Here is a 15730-nt window from a genome sequence, read left to right on the forward strand (position 1 = left end):
CGTACGCCGGGAGCGGCGGGCGGCTCTTCGCCGCCTCGCCGCTCCCGGTGGTGGTCTCCCACGTCCGACTTGGGGTCGTACGTGCTCAGGCCTCGACGCTGTCCTTCGGAGCGTCGTCGCCCTCGGTGGCCGCCGCTTCCGCCTCGGCCTGCTTCTTGGAGGCGCGGAGGCTGGTGATCGTGGTGACGACCAGGACGGTACAGATCACACCGAGCGAGACCGGGATGCTGATCTCGGGGACGTGGACACCGGACTCGTGCAGGGCGTGGAGCACCAGCTTGACGCCGATGAAGCCCAGGATGACCGACAGGCCGTAGGAGAGGTGCACCAGCTTCCTCAGCAGTCCGCCGAGGAGGAAGTACAGCTGTCGCAGACCCATCAGGGCGAACGCGTTGGCCGTGAACACGATGTACGGGTCCTGGGTCAGGCCGAAGATCGCCGGGATGGAGTCGAGGGCGAAGAGCACGTCGGTGGTGCCGATCGCGAGCATCACGACCAGCATCGGGGTCATGATGCGCTTGCCGTTCTCCTCGATCCACAGCTTGGTGCCGTGGTATCGGTCGGCGACACCGAAGCGGCGCTCGGCCGCCTTGAGCAGCTTGTTCTCTTCGAACTCCTCGTCGTCCTCGTCGGCGCGGGCCTCCTGGATGAGCTTCCAGGCGGTGTAGATGAGGAAGGCGCCGAAGATGTAGAAGACCCAGGAGAAGTTGGCGATGATCGCGGCACCCGCCGCGATGAAGATGGTCCTGAGGACCAGGGCGACGAGGACACCTATGAGGAGCACTCGCTGCTGGTACTGCGAGGGCACCGCGAACTTCGCCATGATCAGGATGAAGACGAAGAGATTGTCCACGCTCAGGGACTTCTCGGTGATGTAGCCCGCGAAGAACTCGCCGGCGGGCTGCCCGCCACCGAAGATGAACAGGCCGATTCCGAAGAGGGCCGCCAGGGCGATCCAGACGGCCGTCCAGATCCCCGCTTCCTTGATCGATACGTCGTGCGGCTTGCGGCCGATGAAGAAATCGGCGCCGATCAGGGCAGCGAGGCCCACGACGGTCAGGACCCACAGGGCCACAGAAACTTCCACTACTACGCCTCCGGCAGTACGTCACACGGCAAATGTCAGCGTCGTCGCTGCCGGAGGTCTCTTCCACCCCGGGTTCGGAACGCGTGACGCGCTCGAACCCACGGGCCGACGCCCCGGGATCTGGCCTGATCCGTATTGACGGGTACGCCGCACAGACAGGGAGTACTCCCCTCCGTACGAACGACAGTAGCCCATTACCAAGGAATGGTAAAGAGATTCGCAAATAAAGCTCAAAAGCCCAGTTCGAAGGCCGTCACCGATCCCACGGACGGCGGGCCGCGGCGACCTGGGTGAGCACCTGCTGGAGCACCTGGCTGCCGGGCGGCACGAGCGAGGGCTCGTACGTCCAGGCATGCCCGACCCACGGGTCGGCGAGATGGTCGTCGGCCACCGGCGTCAGCCGGAGCAACGAGCGCCACAGGGGGTCGAGCAGCGGCCCGTACCCGGCGGAGTCCTCACGGTCGGCGACCATCATCAGGTGAACGCCCACGGCCGGTCCCTCGTCGGCGAGATAGCGCAGCTGGTTCACCGCCCGGTCGTCGAAGCCGTGCGGGAAGTCGTTGACGATCAGGAGCTGCTGGGAGGTGTCGAGACCGGGCGGAAGCGCGTCGGGGGCTCCTCCGCGCAACGCCATCTGCACCAGGTCGACGCGCTGGGTGAGGCGGGCGAGCACGTCCGCCGTCCCGGCGGCCCCCGCGGCGGGCGGGGCCGCGAGCACTCCGGTCCGCACCAGCGGGGCCAGCGCCTGCGTCCCTGATCCGGCCGGATCGATGACGTGCACGGTGAACTCGCCCGCCGGATGGACGGCGAGCAGCCTGGCCGCGTGCGCGACAGCTGTCTCCAGGCCCAGGCGCCGTATCTCGTGGGCGTCCGCGAACGAACCGTCGAGCGAGGTGGCACGCCCGCTGTCGATCCACAGGCCGCGCTCCAGCGGCAGCCGGACCAGCAGCGGGATGCTGATGCGGGGCGACTCGGGCAGGTGGAGATCGCCCAGCCGCAGGGCCATGGGCATCTCCATGGGCACGCGGTAGGCGTGCCAGACGGGGTTGTCCCATCGTGCGTAGGCCGCCGGCAGGGCGGGCTCGACCACCTCGGCCTCGGCGGCGAGCTGAGCGACGTCCCGGTCCAGGACCTCCTGGGCCTGGGACACCAGCTGGGCGTGCCGGGCGCGCGCCGCCTCCCGGGCGGCGTCGCCCTGACCTCCGATCCGGCCGCGCGGGTCGGACAGGACCCGGTCGAGTTCCTTCTCCATGCGCGAGTCGGCGAAGTCGACGGCGCTTCGGTACGCGGCCGTGGTACGTGCCAGGTCCTCGAACATGCCCCACACCTGGTTGTAGAGCCGCTCCTCCATGGACCAGCCGGTGGCATCGCCCGCGACGGGCCGGGCGGGCTGCCCGGGTGCGGCCGGAGGCACGGCCGGCGGGGGCGGAGGCGGAGCGGCGTTCTGCCGACGCGGGTGGCTGTAGTCGATCGGACCGCCGGCGGGCGCGGCCGACCGGCCGGCGGTGCCGGAGTCCCCGGCGGCCGACCGGCCGGCGGTGCCGGAGTCCCCCGGTCCTCCCGAGTACGGCTGCTGTGTGCCGTGCTGCCCTGGGACACCAGGCGTCTGCGGGTCAGGCACGCCCGGGGGGCCGTACGGGGAGGCCGGGGGCACGGGGCCGGTGACGCCCTGGGGCGCGGCGGCGCCGTGGTCCTCGCCGTGCGCCGGGGCGGCGGTCTGCCGTGAGCGGTTGCCGTCGGCCGTCCTGGCCGGAGGAGCCGGTGGTGCCGGCACCGAGCGGGCCAGGCCACCGGCCACCGCGTCCTGGATGTTCCCGGCGAGCTCGTGGGCCTGGGGCAGGTTCTGGTCGGTGAGGAGCTCGGCGAGGCCTCCCGCGTAGCCCTGGCCGACGGCGCGCACCTTCCAGGCACCCTGGCGCCGGTAGAGCTCCAGAGCCACGACGGCGGACTCGGCCTCCAGACCGGTGATGGTGTAGCCGGCGACCTCGTCGCCGTCGAGGCCCGTGACGGCGACGAAGGGTGCGGCGACGGCCCCGAAACGGGCCGGGCCCGTTCCGCCGGCGGGCAGGGCGAGCAGCACACTGACGCGGTGCACGGCGTCCGGCACCGCTTCCAGGTCCACCGCGAGGCGATGGTCGGCGGCTGCCTGCCGGGAGACCTCCAGACCCGGGAGGGTGGGTCTGCCCGGGTGGGCCACCCATTCGACGCCCTGGACCGTGCCGTTCTCGTCGCCGAGCGTGGCTCCGGCCACGATCGGCGTGCCGGCCGAGACCCGGATCTCGAGACGGGCCCGGGGAAGCGGGAGGTTCTGCCCCCGCGTCAGCTCGGCCGTCATCGCCTTCCCCCTGTGTCACTCGTGCGTCGCTCGTGATGTGCCGTGCGGCGCCCGCCCGTCCCGAACACGGGGCCGGCAGGTCGTGTCGGCCCGCTACAGGACCGGCAGGATCGCCGGCATCAGGTCCTGGAAGGTGCGGCCGTTGGCCGGGGACCCGATGGCGGTCATCGCCCAGCCCTGGCCCGCCCGGTGGACCTTCGCCATGATCTGGGCCGTGTAGGCGCCACCGCCCGCCAGCGTGTAGCGGGCGAGCTCCTGGCCGTTGGTCTCGTCGACCAGGCGGCAGAACGCGTTCTGCACTTCCTGGAAGGTCTGACCCGTGAAGGAGTTCACGGTGAAGACGATCTGGTCGATGTGGACCGGGATGCGCTGCAGGTCGACGAGGATGGCTTCGTCGTCGCCGCCCTGGCCGACACCGCCGACGAGGTTGTCCCCCGTGTGGCGCACCGAGCCGTCGTCGCTCACCAGGTGGCGGAAGAAGACGACGTCGACCGGCTGCTTGTCCGCGAACAGGACGGCGGAGGCGTCCAGGTCGACCTCCCGGGTGCGCGAGCCGAACAGGCCGCGCCGGGGAGCCGCCTGCCAGCCGAGACCCATGCGCACCGACGTCAGGCTGCCGCCGTCGTTCTTCTGCAGACTGATGGCCTGACCCTTGGTCATGTTGACGGTCACGCGCTGATCCCCTCTCGAGCGGTCCCCTGTTGCCGCGGTCCCCGCGGTTGTCCAGAACCCTACGCAGGGGCACTGACGGTGCCCCACCCGAGTCCGCACTTTGTGTCGTTCTTGCAACACAGCGCGTACCCGGGCGGGCCGTCAGGCCAGGCCGGCCTCCTTCATCTGGCGCAGTTCCTTCTTCATCTCGGAGACCTCGTCGCGCAGCCGGGCGGCGATCTCGAACTGGAGGTCCGCGGCTGCCGCCCGCATACGGGTGGTGAGCTCCTCGATCTGTTCGGCGAGTTCCGCCGCCGGGCGGTCGGTCACCGCCGTCTCCTTGGGCCTGCCCTTGGCCGCCTTGGCCGCCTTGGCACCGCCGCCCGTCGCCTGGCCGCCCAGGGAGGGCACGGGGGCCTTGGTGCCCTTGCCCTCCTTCGTCTGGCGGTAGCCCGAGCCGAGCAGCTGCTCGGTGTCGACGTCCTCGCGGGCGATCTGCGCCACGATGTCGTTGATCTTCTTGCGGAGCGGCTGGGGATCGATGCCGTTCGCCTTGTTGAACGCGACCTGCTTCTCGCGGCGGCGATTGGTCTCGTCGATGGCCTTCTCCATCGCCGGCGTGATCTTGTCGGCGTACATGTGGACCTGACCGGAGACATTGCGCGCCGCCCGGCCGATGGTCTGGATCAGGGAGGTGCCGGAGCGCAGGAAGCCCTCCTTGTCGGCGTCGAGGATGGCCACCAGGGACACCTCCGGCAGGTCGAGGCCCTCCCGGAGCAGGTTGATGCCGACCAGGACGTCGTACTCGCCGGCCCGCAGCTCACGGAGCAGTTCGACGCGGCGCAGGGTGTCGACGTCGCTGTGCAGGTAGCGGACCTGGATGCCGAGTTCCAGGAAGTAGTCGGTGAGGTCCTCGGCCATCTTCTTGGTGAGCGTGGTGACCAGGACGCGTTCGTCCTTCTCGGTCCGCTTGCGGATCTCGTGCACCAGGTCGTCGATCTGGCCCTCGGTGGGCTTGACGACGACCTCGGGGTCGACGAGGCCGGTGGGGCGGATGATCTGCTCGACGGCGCCGTCCGAGCGGGAGAGCTCGTAGGTGCCCGGGGTCGCCGACAGGTACACGGTCTGCCCGATGCGTCCCTGGAACTCCTCCCACTTCAGCGGGCGGTTGTCGAGCGCGGAGGGCAGCCGGAAGCCGTGGTCGACCAGGGTCCGCTTGCGGGAGGCGTCGCCCTCGTACATGGCGCCGATCTGCGGCACGGTGACGTGCGACTCGTCGATGACCAGCAGGAAGTCGTCCGGGAAGTAGTCCAGCAGGGTGTTCGGCGGGGAACCGGGCAGGCGGCCGTCGAAGTGCATGGAGTAGTTCTCGACGCCGGAGCAGGAGCCGATCTGGCGGAGCATCTCCAGGTCGTACGTCGTACGCATCCGCAGCCGCTGGGCCTCCAGGAGCTTGCCCTGCTTCTCCAGCTCGGCCAGGCGCTCCGCCAGCTCCTTCTCGATGTCGTTGACCGCCCGCTCCAGGCGCTCGGGGCCCGCGACGTAGTGGGAGGCCGGGAAGACGTACAGCTGCTGGTCGTCGCTGATGATCTCGCCGGTGACCGGGTGGAGGGTGGACAGGGCCTCGATCTCGTCACCGAACATCTCGATGCGGACCGCGAGCTCCTCGTAGACCGGGAAGATCTCGATGGTGTCGCCGCGCACCCGGAAGGTGCCGCGGGCGAAGGCCATGTCGTTGCGCGTGTACTGGATGTCCACGAAGCGGCGCAGCAGCTCGTCCCGGTCGTGTTCTTCGCCGACCCGGAGCGGAACCATGCGGTCCACGTACTCCTGCGGGGTGCCGAGACCGTAGATGCAGGAGACGGAGGCGACCACGACGACGTCACGGCGGGTGAGCAGTGAGTTGGTCGCGGAGTGGCGCAGGCGCTCCACCTCCTCGTTGATCGAGGAGTCCTTCTCGATGTAGGTGTCCGACTGCGGGACGTAGGCCTCGGGCTGGTAGTAGTCGTAGTACGAGACGAAGTACTCGACGGCGTTGTTCGGCAGCAGCTCGCGGAACTCGTTCGCCAGCTGGGCGGCCAGGGTCTTGTTCGGCGCCATCACGAGGGTGGGGCGCTGGAGCTTCTCGATCATCCACGCGGTGGTGGCGGACTTGCCGGTGCCGGTGGCGCCGAGGAGGACGACGTCCTTCTCGCCTGCTTCGACGCGCCGGGCGAGCTCGGCGATGGCCGCCGGCTGGTCGCCGTTCGGCTGGTAGGGGCTGACGACCTCGAAGGGCGCCACCGTGCGTTCGATCTGGGAAACGGGCCGCATGGGTTCCACCGTACGACCCCGCACTGACAACCGGTCCGGATCAGCGGTTCTGCGGGGTCGTAGAGCGCCGGTGGACGAGGGGGCGGCGCCTGTCGTGCGCGAGGTGGCGTGCCGGACCGCGGACCGTGTGCGGGGCCTCGGCGCGGGCGGGGACGCCCGGCTTCCGCTCGACGGGGATTCCGGCGGGCTTCCCCGTGACCATCAGCGGGTCGAACATGACCACCACGCCGGCCAGGAGGAGGAAGGCGAGGGGGCCGATCAGCATGGGGGCGAGCAGTTCGGCGGGCGAGCCTCCGGTGGAGGGGTCGGCCGTGCCGTGGAGATGGACCTCGAGGGCGGCCATGCCCGTGTAGTGCATGCCGGTGACGGCCAGCCCCATGATCAGGCTGGCGCCCACGCTCCACAGGAAACCGCGGACCTGCCCGGCCGCCCACAGGGCCGCGGTGGCGGCGGCCATGGCTATGACGACGGACACGGCCACGGTGAACGTGTTGTACGTCAGCTGCCCGTCCAGACGCATCCCGGCCATGCCCAGGTAGTGCATCGAGGCGATGCCCAGACCGGTGATGGTGCCGCCGGTGAACAGGGCCGCTCCCCGCGCGCCCCGGTAGCCGACGATGAAGATCCCGATGCCCACCATGACGATGGCGACGGCCAGGCTGGCGAAGGTCATCAGCCAGTCGTAGCGGATCGGCGTGTGTTCGATCGTGAACCCCATCATGGCGACGAAGTGCATGGTCCAGATGCCGGAGCCGATCGCCGCCGAGCCCAGGGCGAGCCATCCGGGGCGCCAGGACCGGGTGACCCGCATGGACCTGGTGGTGCAGCGCAGGCCGAGGGCACCGCCGAGACAGGCCATGAGGTAGGCCACCAGCGGTGTGACGAGTCCATAGCTGAATCCCTCGACCGTGCCTTGCATGTGCGGCTGCCCTTCCGCCTTCTCGCGCCCGGTCATGTGCCGGAATTTCCCCTGATGTGCGCCCCTCCCGGGACCGCGTCAACGGTCAGGGTCGAGGCAGAGAGTATGACTCCCACCGGAATGGTCGAACGATTCTCCGGCAAAGAATCACGGGTTTGCCCCACTTGTGCGGCCCCGGTGAGTGGAGTTGAGCAACTCCGTTCAGTCTGCGGCCATTCTGCACCCCTCTTCTATTGACTCTCTGATGCCACAGTGGTGCTGTCCGTGATCGCTCGACGCGAGGAGTACGCATGCACGTGCGCGCAGTTGCCGTCACGACCACCGCGCTTCTGGGAGTCGCCCTGCTCGCTCCGCTCTCACACGCCCGGGGCGCCCAGACCGACGAAGGGCCCTCGGTCGTCGCCCACAGGGGCGCTTCCGGTTATGCGCCGGAGAACACGCTGGCCGCCGTCGACAAGGCCGCAGAGCTGGGCATCCGCTGGGTGGAGAACGACGTCCAGCGCACCAGGGACGGCGAACTCGTCGTCCTCCACGACGACAACCTTCGCCGTACGACGAACGTGGAGGAGGTCTTCCCCGACCGGTCGCCCTGGAAGGTGAAGGACTTCACCGCCGCGGAGATCGCCCGGCTGGACGCGGGGAGCTGGTTCGGGTCCCAGTACGCGGGCGCGCGTGTGCCGACGCTCAAGCAGTACGTGGACCGTGTGGAGCACAATCACCAGAAGCTGCTGCTGGAGCTGAAGAACCCCCAGCTGTATCCGGGCATCGAACAGCAGACCCTCAAGGTCCTCGCCAACGAGGGCTGGCTCGACCGGCGGCATGTGGCCGGCCGCCTGGTCGTGCAGAGTTTCAGCGCGGACAGCGTCCGGACCGTCCACGAACTGAAGCCGGCCGTCAGGACCGGGTTCCTCGGCACACCGTCCGTGGCGGACCTGCCCGCGTACGCCGAGTTCACCGACCAGATCAATCCGTCGCACGGTTCCCTCTCCACCGGCTACGTGGCCTCGGTGCACGCCTTCACGGGAGCGCACGGCAGGCCGCTGGAGGTCTTCACCTGGACGGTCGACGACGCGGACACCGCCCGGCGGGTCGCCGGGTACGACGTCGACGGCATCATCACCAACAAGCCCGACGTGGTGCGGGACGCCGTGGGCGAGGACTCGGCCGAACGGTGATCCCGTCGTGCCGGGAGCACGGGACGGCCGCGTGCACCGCTGTCCCGCTGCCCCCGGCGTTGTCAGTGGCTGCCCGTACCGTGGGCGCATGGAGAGCCATGGGCAGTACGAGCAGCAGGTCGTGTGGACCGTCGTCGGCACCGGCATCGGTCCGCTGCTGCTGGCCGCCACCCGCGACGGCCTGGTCAACGTCGTGTTCCACGCCACCGACGCCGCGCGCGACCGGGCGCTCGAGAGGCTCGCGGCCCGGCTGGGCTCGGAGCCCGTCGAGGCGCCCGGCTCCCCGCTGCTGACCGAGGCGATACGGCAGGTGGAGGCCTACTTCGCGGGCAGGCGGCGTGACTTCGACCTGCCGCTGGACTGGTCGCTGATCTCGGGCTTCAACCGGCAGGTGCTGCGCGAGCTGGCCTCGGGCGTCCCCTTCGGCTCGGTCGTCGGCTACGGCGACCTCGCCGACCGGGTCGGCCAGCCGGGCGCCGCACAGGCGGTGGGCATGGCCATGGGGGCCAACCCGCTGCCGGTCGTCGTGCCGTGCCACCGGGTCGTCGAGAGAGACGGCGGCATCGGCGGGTTCGGGGGCGGCGTGGACACCAAGCGGCAGTTGCTCGCCCTGGAGGGCGTGCTGCCCGAGCCGCTGTTCTGAGGGGTCCGGCCGCCCGGGCGGTGCCGGGCAGGGGTCATGTGGAGTGCGGGGCAGGGGTTATGCGTAGTGCCGCGCTTCGAAGATGTTGCCGTCGGGGTCACCGAAGTAGAAGCTGCGCCGGGCCAGGCCACGGGCACCGTAGGAGTCGTACGACAGCTCCGATACCGGAATGGCCTGCTCTTCCAGGCGACTGCGCAGTGCGTCGAAGTCGTGCGTGGAAAGGGACAGGCAGACGTGGTTGACGGGGTGGCCCGCGCTGCCGTCGGCACCGGGGACCACGCGCATGCGCTCCGCCAGGGAGTGCGGCGCCAGGTCGAAGATGGTCTCCTCATTGAGGCGCACGGAGGGGAAGCTCACGCTCCCCGCGACGTACTCGCTCACTCTCAGGGGCTCCATCCCGAGCGTCTTCTCGTAGAAGTCGGCCGCTGCGACCGGGTCCCGCACCCAGAGGACGACATGGTCGAGACGTGTCGTGTTGTCCGTCATGGCTGTCAGCCTCGCGGTTTCCCCCGAGCACCGCAAGAGCCCGGCAGGGCCTCCGCGAGGGTTTGGCCCGGTGCCCCGCCCGCCAGGGATGAGGGAGGACCGACGGACAGGAGGCAGGCGCGTGATGCTGATGGTGTCGGAAGAGGTACGGGCGGCGGTCGAGGCGCGTCACCCCGTGGTGGCGCTGGAGTCGACGATCATCGCGCACGGGCTGCCGCGCCCGCGCAACCTGCTGGTGGCGCGGGAGCTGGAAGAGGCGGTACGGCGGGAGGGCGCCGTACCGGCGACCATCGCCGTGCTGGACGGACGGCCCCATGTCGGCCTGGACAAGCAACAACTGGAGCGGGTCGCGAACGAGGACGGCATCCGCAAGCTGGGCCACCGCGACCTGCCGCTCGCGGTGGCCGCCGGAGCGAGCGGAGCGACCACCGTGTCGGCGACCGCCCAGCTGGCGGCCCAGGCGGGCGTACGGGTGTTCGCGACCGGCGGGCTCGGCGGCGTGCACCGGGAGTGGACGGTGACGCAGGACGAGTCGGCCGACCTCGGCCTGTTGGCACGCACCCGGATAACGGTCGTCTGCGCGGGCGTGAAATCCATCCTGGACGTGCCGGCGACCCTGCAACGCCTGGAGACACTGGGCGTCGCGGTGGCCGGTTACGGTACGGACCGCTTCCCCGGCTTCTACCTGTCCGACTCCGGGCACGCGGTGGACTGGACGCTGGACACCCCGCAGCAGGTGGCCGCGGTGATGCGGGCACAGGACATGCTCGGCGGGCCGCGGTCCGCGCTCGTCGTCGCCAACCCCGTCCCGGAGGAGGAGCAGCTCGATCCCGCGCTCCACGCGCGGGTGCTCGCCGACGCGCTGCAGGCGTGCGAGGAGGAGGGGGTCACGGGGCAGGCGGTCACACCGTTCCTGCTCGACTACCTGGTACGGCACACCGACGGTGCCTCGCTGAGCGCCAACCTGGCGGCGGTGCGGGGGAACGTGCGGCTGGCGGCACGCGTCGCGGCGGCATGGGCCGGGGCGTGACCGCCGGGCCGGGCGCCGCACTGCTGGTCGTCGGGGACGTCATCACCGACGTCGTCGCCCGGCACCGGGGGCCGCTGGCCGCCGGCACGGACACGGCGGCCTCGATCCGCCGACTGCCCGGTGGGGCTGGTGCCAACGTGGCCTGCTGGGCCGCGTACGCGGGGTGCGGTGACGTGCGGCTGCTGGGGCGGGTCGGTGCCGACGCGGCTGCCTGGCACGAGCGGGAACTCGTGGCCCGTGGAGTGCGCCCTCTCCTCGTCGTCGACCCAGCGGCGCCGACGGGGACGGTGATCTGCCTGGTCGACACGGGCGACTCGGCCGAGCGGACGTTTCTGACGGACAGCGGGGCGTCGCTGCGGACCGGGCCCGGCGACTGGTCGGACGCTCTGCTCGACGGCGTCGCCCGGTTGCACCTGTCGGGCTACCTCCTGTTCTCGGAGCCGAGCCGTGCTCTGGCGCAGGTCGCGCTGGCCGCGGCTCACGCGCGTGGGGTGCCGGTCAGTCTGGACCCGGCGTCGGCGGGGTTCCTCACCGGGCTGGGCGTCGGCCGTTTCCTGGACCTGGTCGCGGGAGTGGACGTCCTGCTGCCCAGCCGTGACGAGGCGTGCCTGCTCACCGGGTTGTCCGACCCCGTGGACGCGGCGGCGAAGCTGAGCCGGCACGTCCCGCTGGTGATCGCCAAGCAGGGCGCGGAGGGGGCCTTGGTGGCCCGGTCCGGTGCCGTGTGCGCGCGTGTGCCCACCGCCCCGGCGTCGCCGCGGGACAGTACGGGCGCCGGTGACGCCTTCACCGGCGCGTTCCTCGCCGCGCTGCTCGCGGGCGCGGGGCCCGAGGCGGCGGCGGCCGCGGGGTGCCGGGCGGGGGCGAGGGCGGTCGAACGGGTGGGTGCGAGACCTCCGACGGCAACCGACTGACCGCCGGTCGGTCAGTGCGGATGGGAGGGTGACGCCGGTGGTGGTGGTTGGCGCCGGTGGTGGTTGGCGGCGGCGGTGGTGGTCGGCGGTGGTGCAGACCCTCAACGACTACTTTCGCGCCCTCCGCACGCCGGTCAAGGGCAGCGGCCCCTGAGCGACGGGAGCACCGGGAGCGCCGAAACCCCAACTCCCCTACGCCTTGCGCCCCCACGCCGAGATCATCGGAGCCGTCACGAGGTCCATGCTGCCGGACGCGACGTTCGCGAGGTGGCGGTCGATGTCCTCGTGCGTGGCCACCCCCGCGCCGACCAGTTGGTCGCGGACCTGACGGACCGTCGCGGACTCCAGGACGGCGCACGCGGGTGAGGTGACCGGGAAGTAGGCGTCGGCCTCCACGCGGCGCAGCCCGGCCTCCCGGAGGAGACGCGGGAGCCGACGGCCGCAGGAGAGGTCGGCACCGCGGTGCGCCAGCAGTTGGCGGTAGCCGTGCCGCACCCGGTTCGCCAGTCGCTGCTCGGGACCGTGCTCGTCGGGGCAGAGCAGGGGCTGCAGCGCGGGATCGGCGTCCTCGACCAGGAGACGGCCCCCTGGACGCAGGGCTTTGACCATCGAACGCAACGCCCGCTCCCGGTCCGGGACATGGACGAGAACCAGCCGTGCGTGCACCAGGTCGAAGCCCTCCCCCGGAGCTTCCTCCGCGCCCACGTCGTGCACGCGGACTTCGACCGGAGGCCGGCCGGCCGGAGCGACCCATGAGGTGTCGATGTCGGTCGCGAGGACCTTGCCGGTCGGACCCACCCTCTTGGCCAGCCAGGACACCACTGAGGTGCCGCCGGCTCCGACCTCCCAGCAGCGCCAGCCGGGTCCGACACCGAGCGTCTGAAGGTACCGGAACGTCGTGGGGTCGAAGAGCGCGGCGAAGGCGTCGAAGCGCTCCGCCACCTCGGCCTGCCGGTTGTCGAGGAGGTGTCCGTCGGTTCGCGTCATGCGGCGATCATCCCAGTTGTCCCGCTTGTCCCAAGCTGACGACGCTCCGGCACGACGCCCCCTCGCAGCGACCGGCCGGGCCGGGGGCGTGACCGGCCCGGCCGGTGTCCACGCCGTGTCCGATCCACGCCATGTCCGGTCCACGCCATGTCCGGTCCATGCCGAACCCGGTCCGCGCCCGAGCCCGCGCCCGGTCCGGGTCCCACCGCAACCGCCCTGTCCACAGCCGGGAACAAAGCGGAACGCCTCATTTCCCCAGGCTGATCCGCCGCTCGAGCAGGCCTGGCAGACTGGCGCGAAGGCGCGGGAAGCACGGCGCGAGGGGACCCACGCGGGGAGACACGGATGACGATGGCAGGGAACCTACGGAGGGTCACGGGCCTGGGAAGGGCCGGCGGCCTCCGCAAGGTGGCAAGGCTGGCCCGACGGCGCCCGCGCGTGGACCTGAGCCACCCCGCCCGCTCCCCACTGGGCTCCTCGGTGGTGAACTGCGTGACCTACCGGGACGGTGTCCGCACTCCGGAGGGCGGCGATCCGGTCGACGTGGTGAAGCGGATGCGGGAGCGGGGAACCGGTTTCGTCTGGCTCGGCCTGCATGAGCCGACGGACCAGGAGTTCGAGGGCGTCGCGGAGCTCTTCGACCTGCACCCGCTGGCGGTCGAGGACGCGATCGAGGCCCATCAGCGCCCGAAGGTGGAGCGGTACGGCGACACGCTCTTCGCCGTGTTCAAGACGGTTTGCTACGTGGAGCACGAGGAACTCACGGCCACGAGCGAGGTGGTGAGCACCGGCGAGATCATGGTGTTCGTCGGCCAGGACTTCGTGATCACCGTGCGCCACGGGCGGCACGGCTCACTGGGACCGCTGCGGGAGGGACTGGAGTCGGACCCCGCCCAGCTCGTCAAGGGGCCGTCGGCCGTGCTGCACGCGATCGCGGACCACGTGGTGGACGACTTCCTGAGCGTCATCGAAGCGGTCCAGGCGGACATCGACCATGTCGAGACGGAGGTGTTCGCGGAGCACGGCGCACGGGTCGATCCAGGGCGGATCTACCAGCTCAAGCGTGAACTCCTCGAACTGAGGCGGGCCGTGGTGCCGCTCGGCCGGCCGCTGGAAGAGCTGGCGACACGGCCGGCCCGGGTGGTCGAGCCGGAGATACAGGCCTACTTCCGCGACGTCGCCGACCATCTGCTGCGTGCCACCGAGCAGCTCGCGGCGTTCGACGAACTGCTCAACTCCATTCTCCAGGCCCACCTCGCCCGCGTGACGGTCGCGCAGAACGAGGACATGCGGAAGATCACCGCCTGGGCCGCGATCGTCGCCGTGCCCACGATGGTCTGCGGGATGTACGGCATGAACTTCGACCACATGCCGGAACTGCGCTGGCGGTACGGCTACGGCCTGGTCATAGGCGTGATAGCCGTGTCCTGCCTGGCTCTGCACCGGGGCTTCCGGCGCAACGGCTGGCTCTGACGCGACGGCCCGAGCCGTTCAGACGGAGATGCCGAGATGCCCACGCCCTGCGCGGCACGACACGAAGGCCGGGCGGGCCTCGCCGCCCGTATCCGCGGACGGGTCGACGCGCCCGGCTCCCGGAGAACCGCCGAAGCAGACCGCGAAGTGCGGGCATCACCGGCGTCACCGGCGTGGGCGGCATGGACCCACCGTCGGAGGAGACCGTCAAGGCGACTGGGAAGTCGTATGCGCACGCGTGTGGAAGGGCCGGGAGAGTCAGCCGCCCGCACGGCCCGTCAGCCGTTCCACGCGGGGTGCCGCGGATCGTCGGCGCGCACCAGGACGTCGGCGGCGCCGGAGGGATCGGTCTCCTCCTCGTAGCGCTCGAAGGCGGGCAGGGTCCAGTGCTCGGCCTCGGGGGTGCGGCGACGCAGTGCGCCGGGGCCGAGGGCGAGGTGGATGCTCAGATCCAGGGGGAACCAGTGGCGCAGCAGGAAGGGGCCGTGCAGCAGCAGCGCACCGCCGGGTGGGAGACGGACGTAGGGGCTGCGGGTGGCCCGGTCGGTGACCGGGTCCCACAAGTCGGGCAGGACCCGCCCGTCGCCGCCGGGCCCGAGGGGGTCGAAGACCTCGCGCCACAGGGTGCCGGTGTCGTGCCAGCCGTTGTAGTAGGACTCGACGTCCTGATGCCCGTACTCGAGGCGGAGGGAGGCGGGACGCAGGAAGCCCTCCGTCCCGACGGTGAGGGAGGGCCTGCCGCGAACGCGCAGCGCCTCGGAGACCCGGTCGGCGAGGTCGCCGGGGCGGGCGGCCGGGGCGCCGTCGAAGGCGACGCGCGGCCAGGCGCTGCCGTCGGCGGGTCGGAGGTCGAGCAGGCGCTCGGCGAGCAGGTCGCCGAGCCTGTCCCAGGTGATCGCTTGCAGTCGCACCCGCCCATGATGCGTCAGCCGCCGGTCCACCCGCCTGGACGCCTGCGTATGCGCTCGCGCCGACCGGCCATGGTCACCGTGCCCGTACGGATGTTGACTTGCGGTGGTCGACGGCCGTCGGTGCCGAGCGGGCATCGACTCGACGGGTGGGAGCTGACAGGACATGATCGACGGACCGTACTTCGTGCTGACGGTGCTGGGTGTGCTCGGGACCGGTCTGACGGCCGGCGCCTTCTGCGCGTTCTCGACGTTCGTCATGCGGGGGCTCGCGGCGCTGCCGCCCGCGCAGGGGGTCGCCGCGATGAACGCGATCAACACGGCCGCGGTGCGGCCCGCCTTCATGCTCGTGTTCCTCGGGACGGCGGCGCTGACCGCGGTGATCGCCGTGGTGACGTTCGTGCTGTGGCCCGACGGGGCCGCGGTGGAGTTGCTGCTGGGCAGTGCGCTGTTCCTCTTCGGATCGTTCGGGGTGACCGCGGCCGCCAACGTGCCGCGCAACTCCGCACTGCTCGAGCTGGAGCCGGGCACCGCGGAGGCGGCCGCCCGGTGGCCTTCGTACGTACGCGAGTGGACGGCGTGGAACCACGTCCGCACGGCTGCCTCGGCCGCGGCGGCGGTGGCCTACGTGCTGGCCCTCGCCTGAGCCGGCGGACGCCACCCCGCTCCGGGGCGCCGCCCCGGGCGAGGCGGCCGGCAGCCACTGGTTCCTGCCCACGCGGGGGCGGCGCCGCAGCCCGGAGCACGGGGGCCAAGGCGCCGTCCGGTGCTCTGCGCTCGGGGCGGGCGGCACGTATCGTGGGCCCGAA

The 15730-nt window shown here is 71.2% G+C and carries 14 protein-coding genes; 6 read left to right on the forward strand and 8 right to left on the reverse strand.

Features of this window, described 5'->3' with window-relative positions:
* Positions 1–85 precede the first annotated feature (85 nt).
* From ACP4J0_RS10015 to ACP4J0_RS10035, 5 genes are all read right to left on the reverse strand, one after another.
* Positions 86–1087: a TerC family protein gene (locus ACP4J0_RS10015; protein WP_426598273.1), complete on the reverse strand. Its 1002-nt coding sequence runs from the start codon at positions 1085–1087 to the stop codon at positions 86–88.
* Positions 1088–1340: 253 nt separating this feature from the next.
* A complete protein-coding gene (locus ACP4J0_RS10020) occupies positions 1341–3422 on the reverse strand; it encodes a TerD family protein (protein ID WP_426598274.1) in 2082 nt (693 codons plus the stop codon).
* A gap of 93 nt (positions 3423–3515) precedes the next feature.
* Entirely contained in the window at positions 3516–4094 is a 579-nt protein-coding gene (locus tag ACP4J0_RS10025) for a TerD family protein (protein WP_426598275.1), read from the reverse strand.
* A gap of 141 nt (positions 4095–4235) precedes the next feature.
* Positions 4236–6386, reverse strand: coding sequence for an excinuclease ABC subunit UvrB (gene uvrB, locus ACP4J0_RS10030; protein ID WP_426598276.1), 2151 nt, complete (start codon positions 6384–6386; stop codon positions 4236–4238).
* Between the two features lie 40 nt (positions 6387–6426).
* Positions 6427–7305 carry an MHYT domain-containing protein gene (locus tag ACP4J0_RS10035; protein ID WP_426598452.1) on the reverse strand — a complete coding sequence of 293 codons (879 nt, stop codon included), beginning with the start codon at positions 7303–7305 and terminating at the stop codon, positions 6427–6429.
* Positions 7306–7595: 290 nt separating this feature from the next.
* Here ACP4J0_RS10035 and ACP4J0_RS10040 point away from each other — a divergent pair, with 290 nt between their 5' ends.
* On the forward strand, positions 7596–8480 hold the full coding sequence (locus ACP4J0_RS10040) for a glycerophosphodiester phosphodiesterase (protein WP_426598277.1): 885 nt from the start codon (positions 7596–7598) through the stop codon (positions 8478–8480).
* A gap of 88 nt (positions 8481–8568) precedes the next feature.
* On the forward strand, positions 8569–9123 hold the full coding sequence (locus tag ACP4J0_RS10045) for a methylated-DNA--[protein]-cysteine S-methyltransferase (protein ID WP_426598278.1): 555 nt from the start codon (positions 8569–8571) through the stop codon (positions 9121–9123).
* Between the two features lie 57 nt (positions 9124–9180).
* On the opposite strand, the gene ACP4J0_RS10050 is transcribed toward ACP4J0_RS10045, so the two are convergent.
* Positions 9181–9609, reverse strand: coding sequence for a VOC family protein (locus ACP4J0_RS10050; protein ID WP_426598279.1), 429 nt, complete (start codon positions 9607–9609; stop codon positions 9181–9183).
* 121 nt (positions 9610–9730) lie between these two features.
* On the opposite strand from ACP4J0_RS10050, the gene ACP4J0_RS10055 reads away from it, so the two are divergent.
* Positions 9731–10639 carry a pseudouridine-5'-phosphate glycosidase gene (locus ACP4J0_RS10055; protein WP_426598280.1) on the forward strand — a complete coding sequence of 303 codons (909 nt, stop codon included), beginning with the start codon at positions 9731–9733 and terminating at the stop codon, positions 10637–10639.
* Positions 10624–11553: a carbohydrate kinase family protein gene (locus tag ACP4J0_RS10060; RefSeq protein ID WP_426598281.1), complete on the forward strand. Its 930-nt coding sequence runs from the start codon at positions 10624–10626 to the stop codon at positions 11551–11553. Before ACP4J0_RS10055 ends, ACP4J0_RS10060 begins: the two co-directional genes overlap by 16 nt.
* A gap of 192 nt (positions 11554–11745) precedes the next feature.
* On the opposite strand, the gene ACP4J0_RS10065 is transcribed toward ACP4J0_RS10060, so the two are convergent.
* Positions 11746–12540, reverse strand: coding sequence for a methyltransferase domain-containing protein (locus tag ACP4J0_RS10065; RefSeq protein WP_426598282.1), 795 nt, complete (start codon positions 12538–12540; stop codon positions 11746–11748).
* Positions 12541–12885: 345 nt separating this feature from the next.
* Between ACP4J0_RS10065 and ACP4J0_RS10070 the strand changes: the two genes are divergently transcribed.
* On the forward strand, positions 12886–14013 hold the full coding sequence (locus tag ACP4J0_RS10070) for a magnesium and cobalt transport protein CorA (protein WP_426598283.1): 1128 nt from the start codon (positions 12886–12888) through the stop codon (positions 14011–14013).
* Positions 14014–14291: 278 nt separating this feature from the next.
* Here the strand turns inward: ACP4J0_RS10070 and ACP4J0_RS10075 are convergent, their stop codons facing one another.
* Positions 14292–14924: a uridine kinase gene (locus ACP4J0_RS10075; RefSeq protein WP_426598284.1), complete on the reverse strand. Its 633-nt coding sequence runs from the start codon at positions 14922–14924 to the stop codon at positions 14292–14294.
* 163 nt (positions 14925–15087) lie between these two features.
* On the opposite strand from ACP4J0_RS10075, the gene ACP4J0_RS10080 reads away from it, so the two are divergent.
* Positions 15088–15567, forward strand: a complete 480-nt coding sequence (locus tag ACP4J0_RS10080) for a DUF1772 domain-containing protein (RefSeq protein WP_426598285.1) — start codon at positions 15088–15090, stop codon at positions 15565–15567.
* The last annotated feature ends 163 nt before the right edge of the window (positions 15568–15730 follow it).

The organism is Streptomyces sp. WG7, assembly GCF_049975785.1.
In the GTDB taxonomy this organism is placed as follows: Bacteria; Actinomycetota; Actinomycetes; order Streptomycetales; family Streptomycetaceae; genus Streptomyces.

Bases quoted from the DNA above. Each gene is read 5' to 3' on its own strand.
- ACP4J0_RS10080 (WP_426598285.1), top strand. From the start codon at position 15,088: ATGATCGACGGACCGTACTTCGTGCTGACGGTGCTGGGTGTGCTCGGG.
- ACP4J0_RS10045 (WP_426598278.1), top strand. From the start codon at position 8,569: ATGGAGAGCCATGGGCAGTACGAGCAGCAGGTCGTGTGGACCGTCGTC.
- uvrB (WP_426598276.1), bottom strand. From the start codon at position 6,386: ATGCGGCCCGTTTCCCAGATCGAACGCACGGTGGCGCCCTTCGAGGTC.
- ACP4J0_RS10040 (WP_426598277.1), top strand. From the start codon at position 7,596: ATGCACGTGCGCGCAGTTGCCGTCACGACCACCGCGCTTCTGGGAGTC.
- ACP4J0_RS10035 (WP_426598452.1), bottom strand. From the start codon at position 7,305: ATGCAAGGCACGGTCGAGGGATTCAGCTATGGACTCGTCACACCGCTG.
- ACP4J0_RS10060 (WP_426598281.1), top strand. From the start codon at position 10,624: ATGGGCCGGGGCGTGACCGCCGGGCCGGGCGCCGCACTGCTGGTCGTC.
- ACP4J0_RS10065 (WP_426598282.1), bottom strand. From the start codon at position 12,540: ATGACGCGAACCGACGGACACCTCCTCGACAACCGGCAGGCCGAGGTG.
- ACP4J0_RS10020 (WP_426598274.1), bottom strand. From the start codon at position 3,422: ATGACGGCCGAGCTGACGCGGGGGCAGAACCTCCCGCTTCCCCGGGCC.
- ACP4J0_RS10070 (WP_426598283.1), top strand. From the start codon at position 12,886: ATGACGATGGCAGGGAACCTACGGAGGGTCACGGGCCTGGGAAGGGCC.
- ACP4J0_RS10050 (WP_426598279.1), bottom strand. From the start codon at position 9,609: ATGACGGACAACACGACACGTCTCGACCATGTCGTCCTCTGGGTGCGG.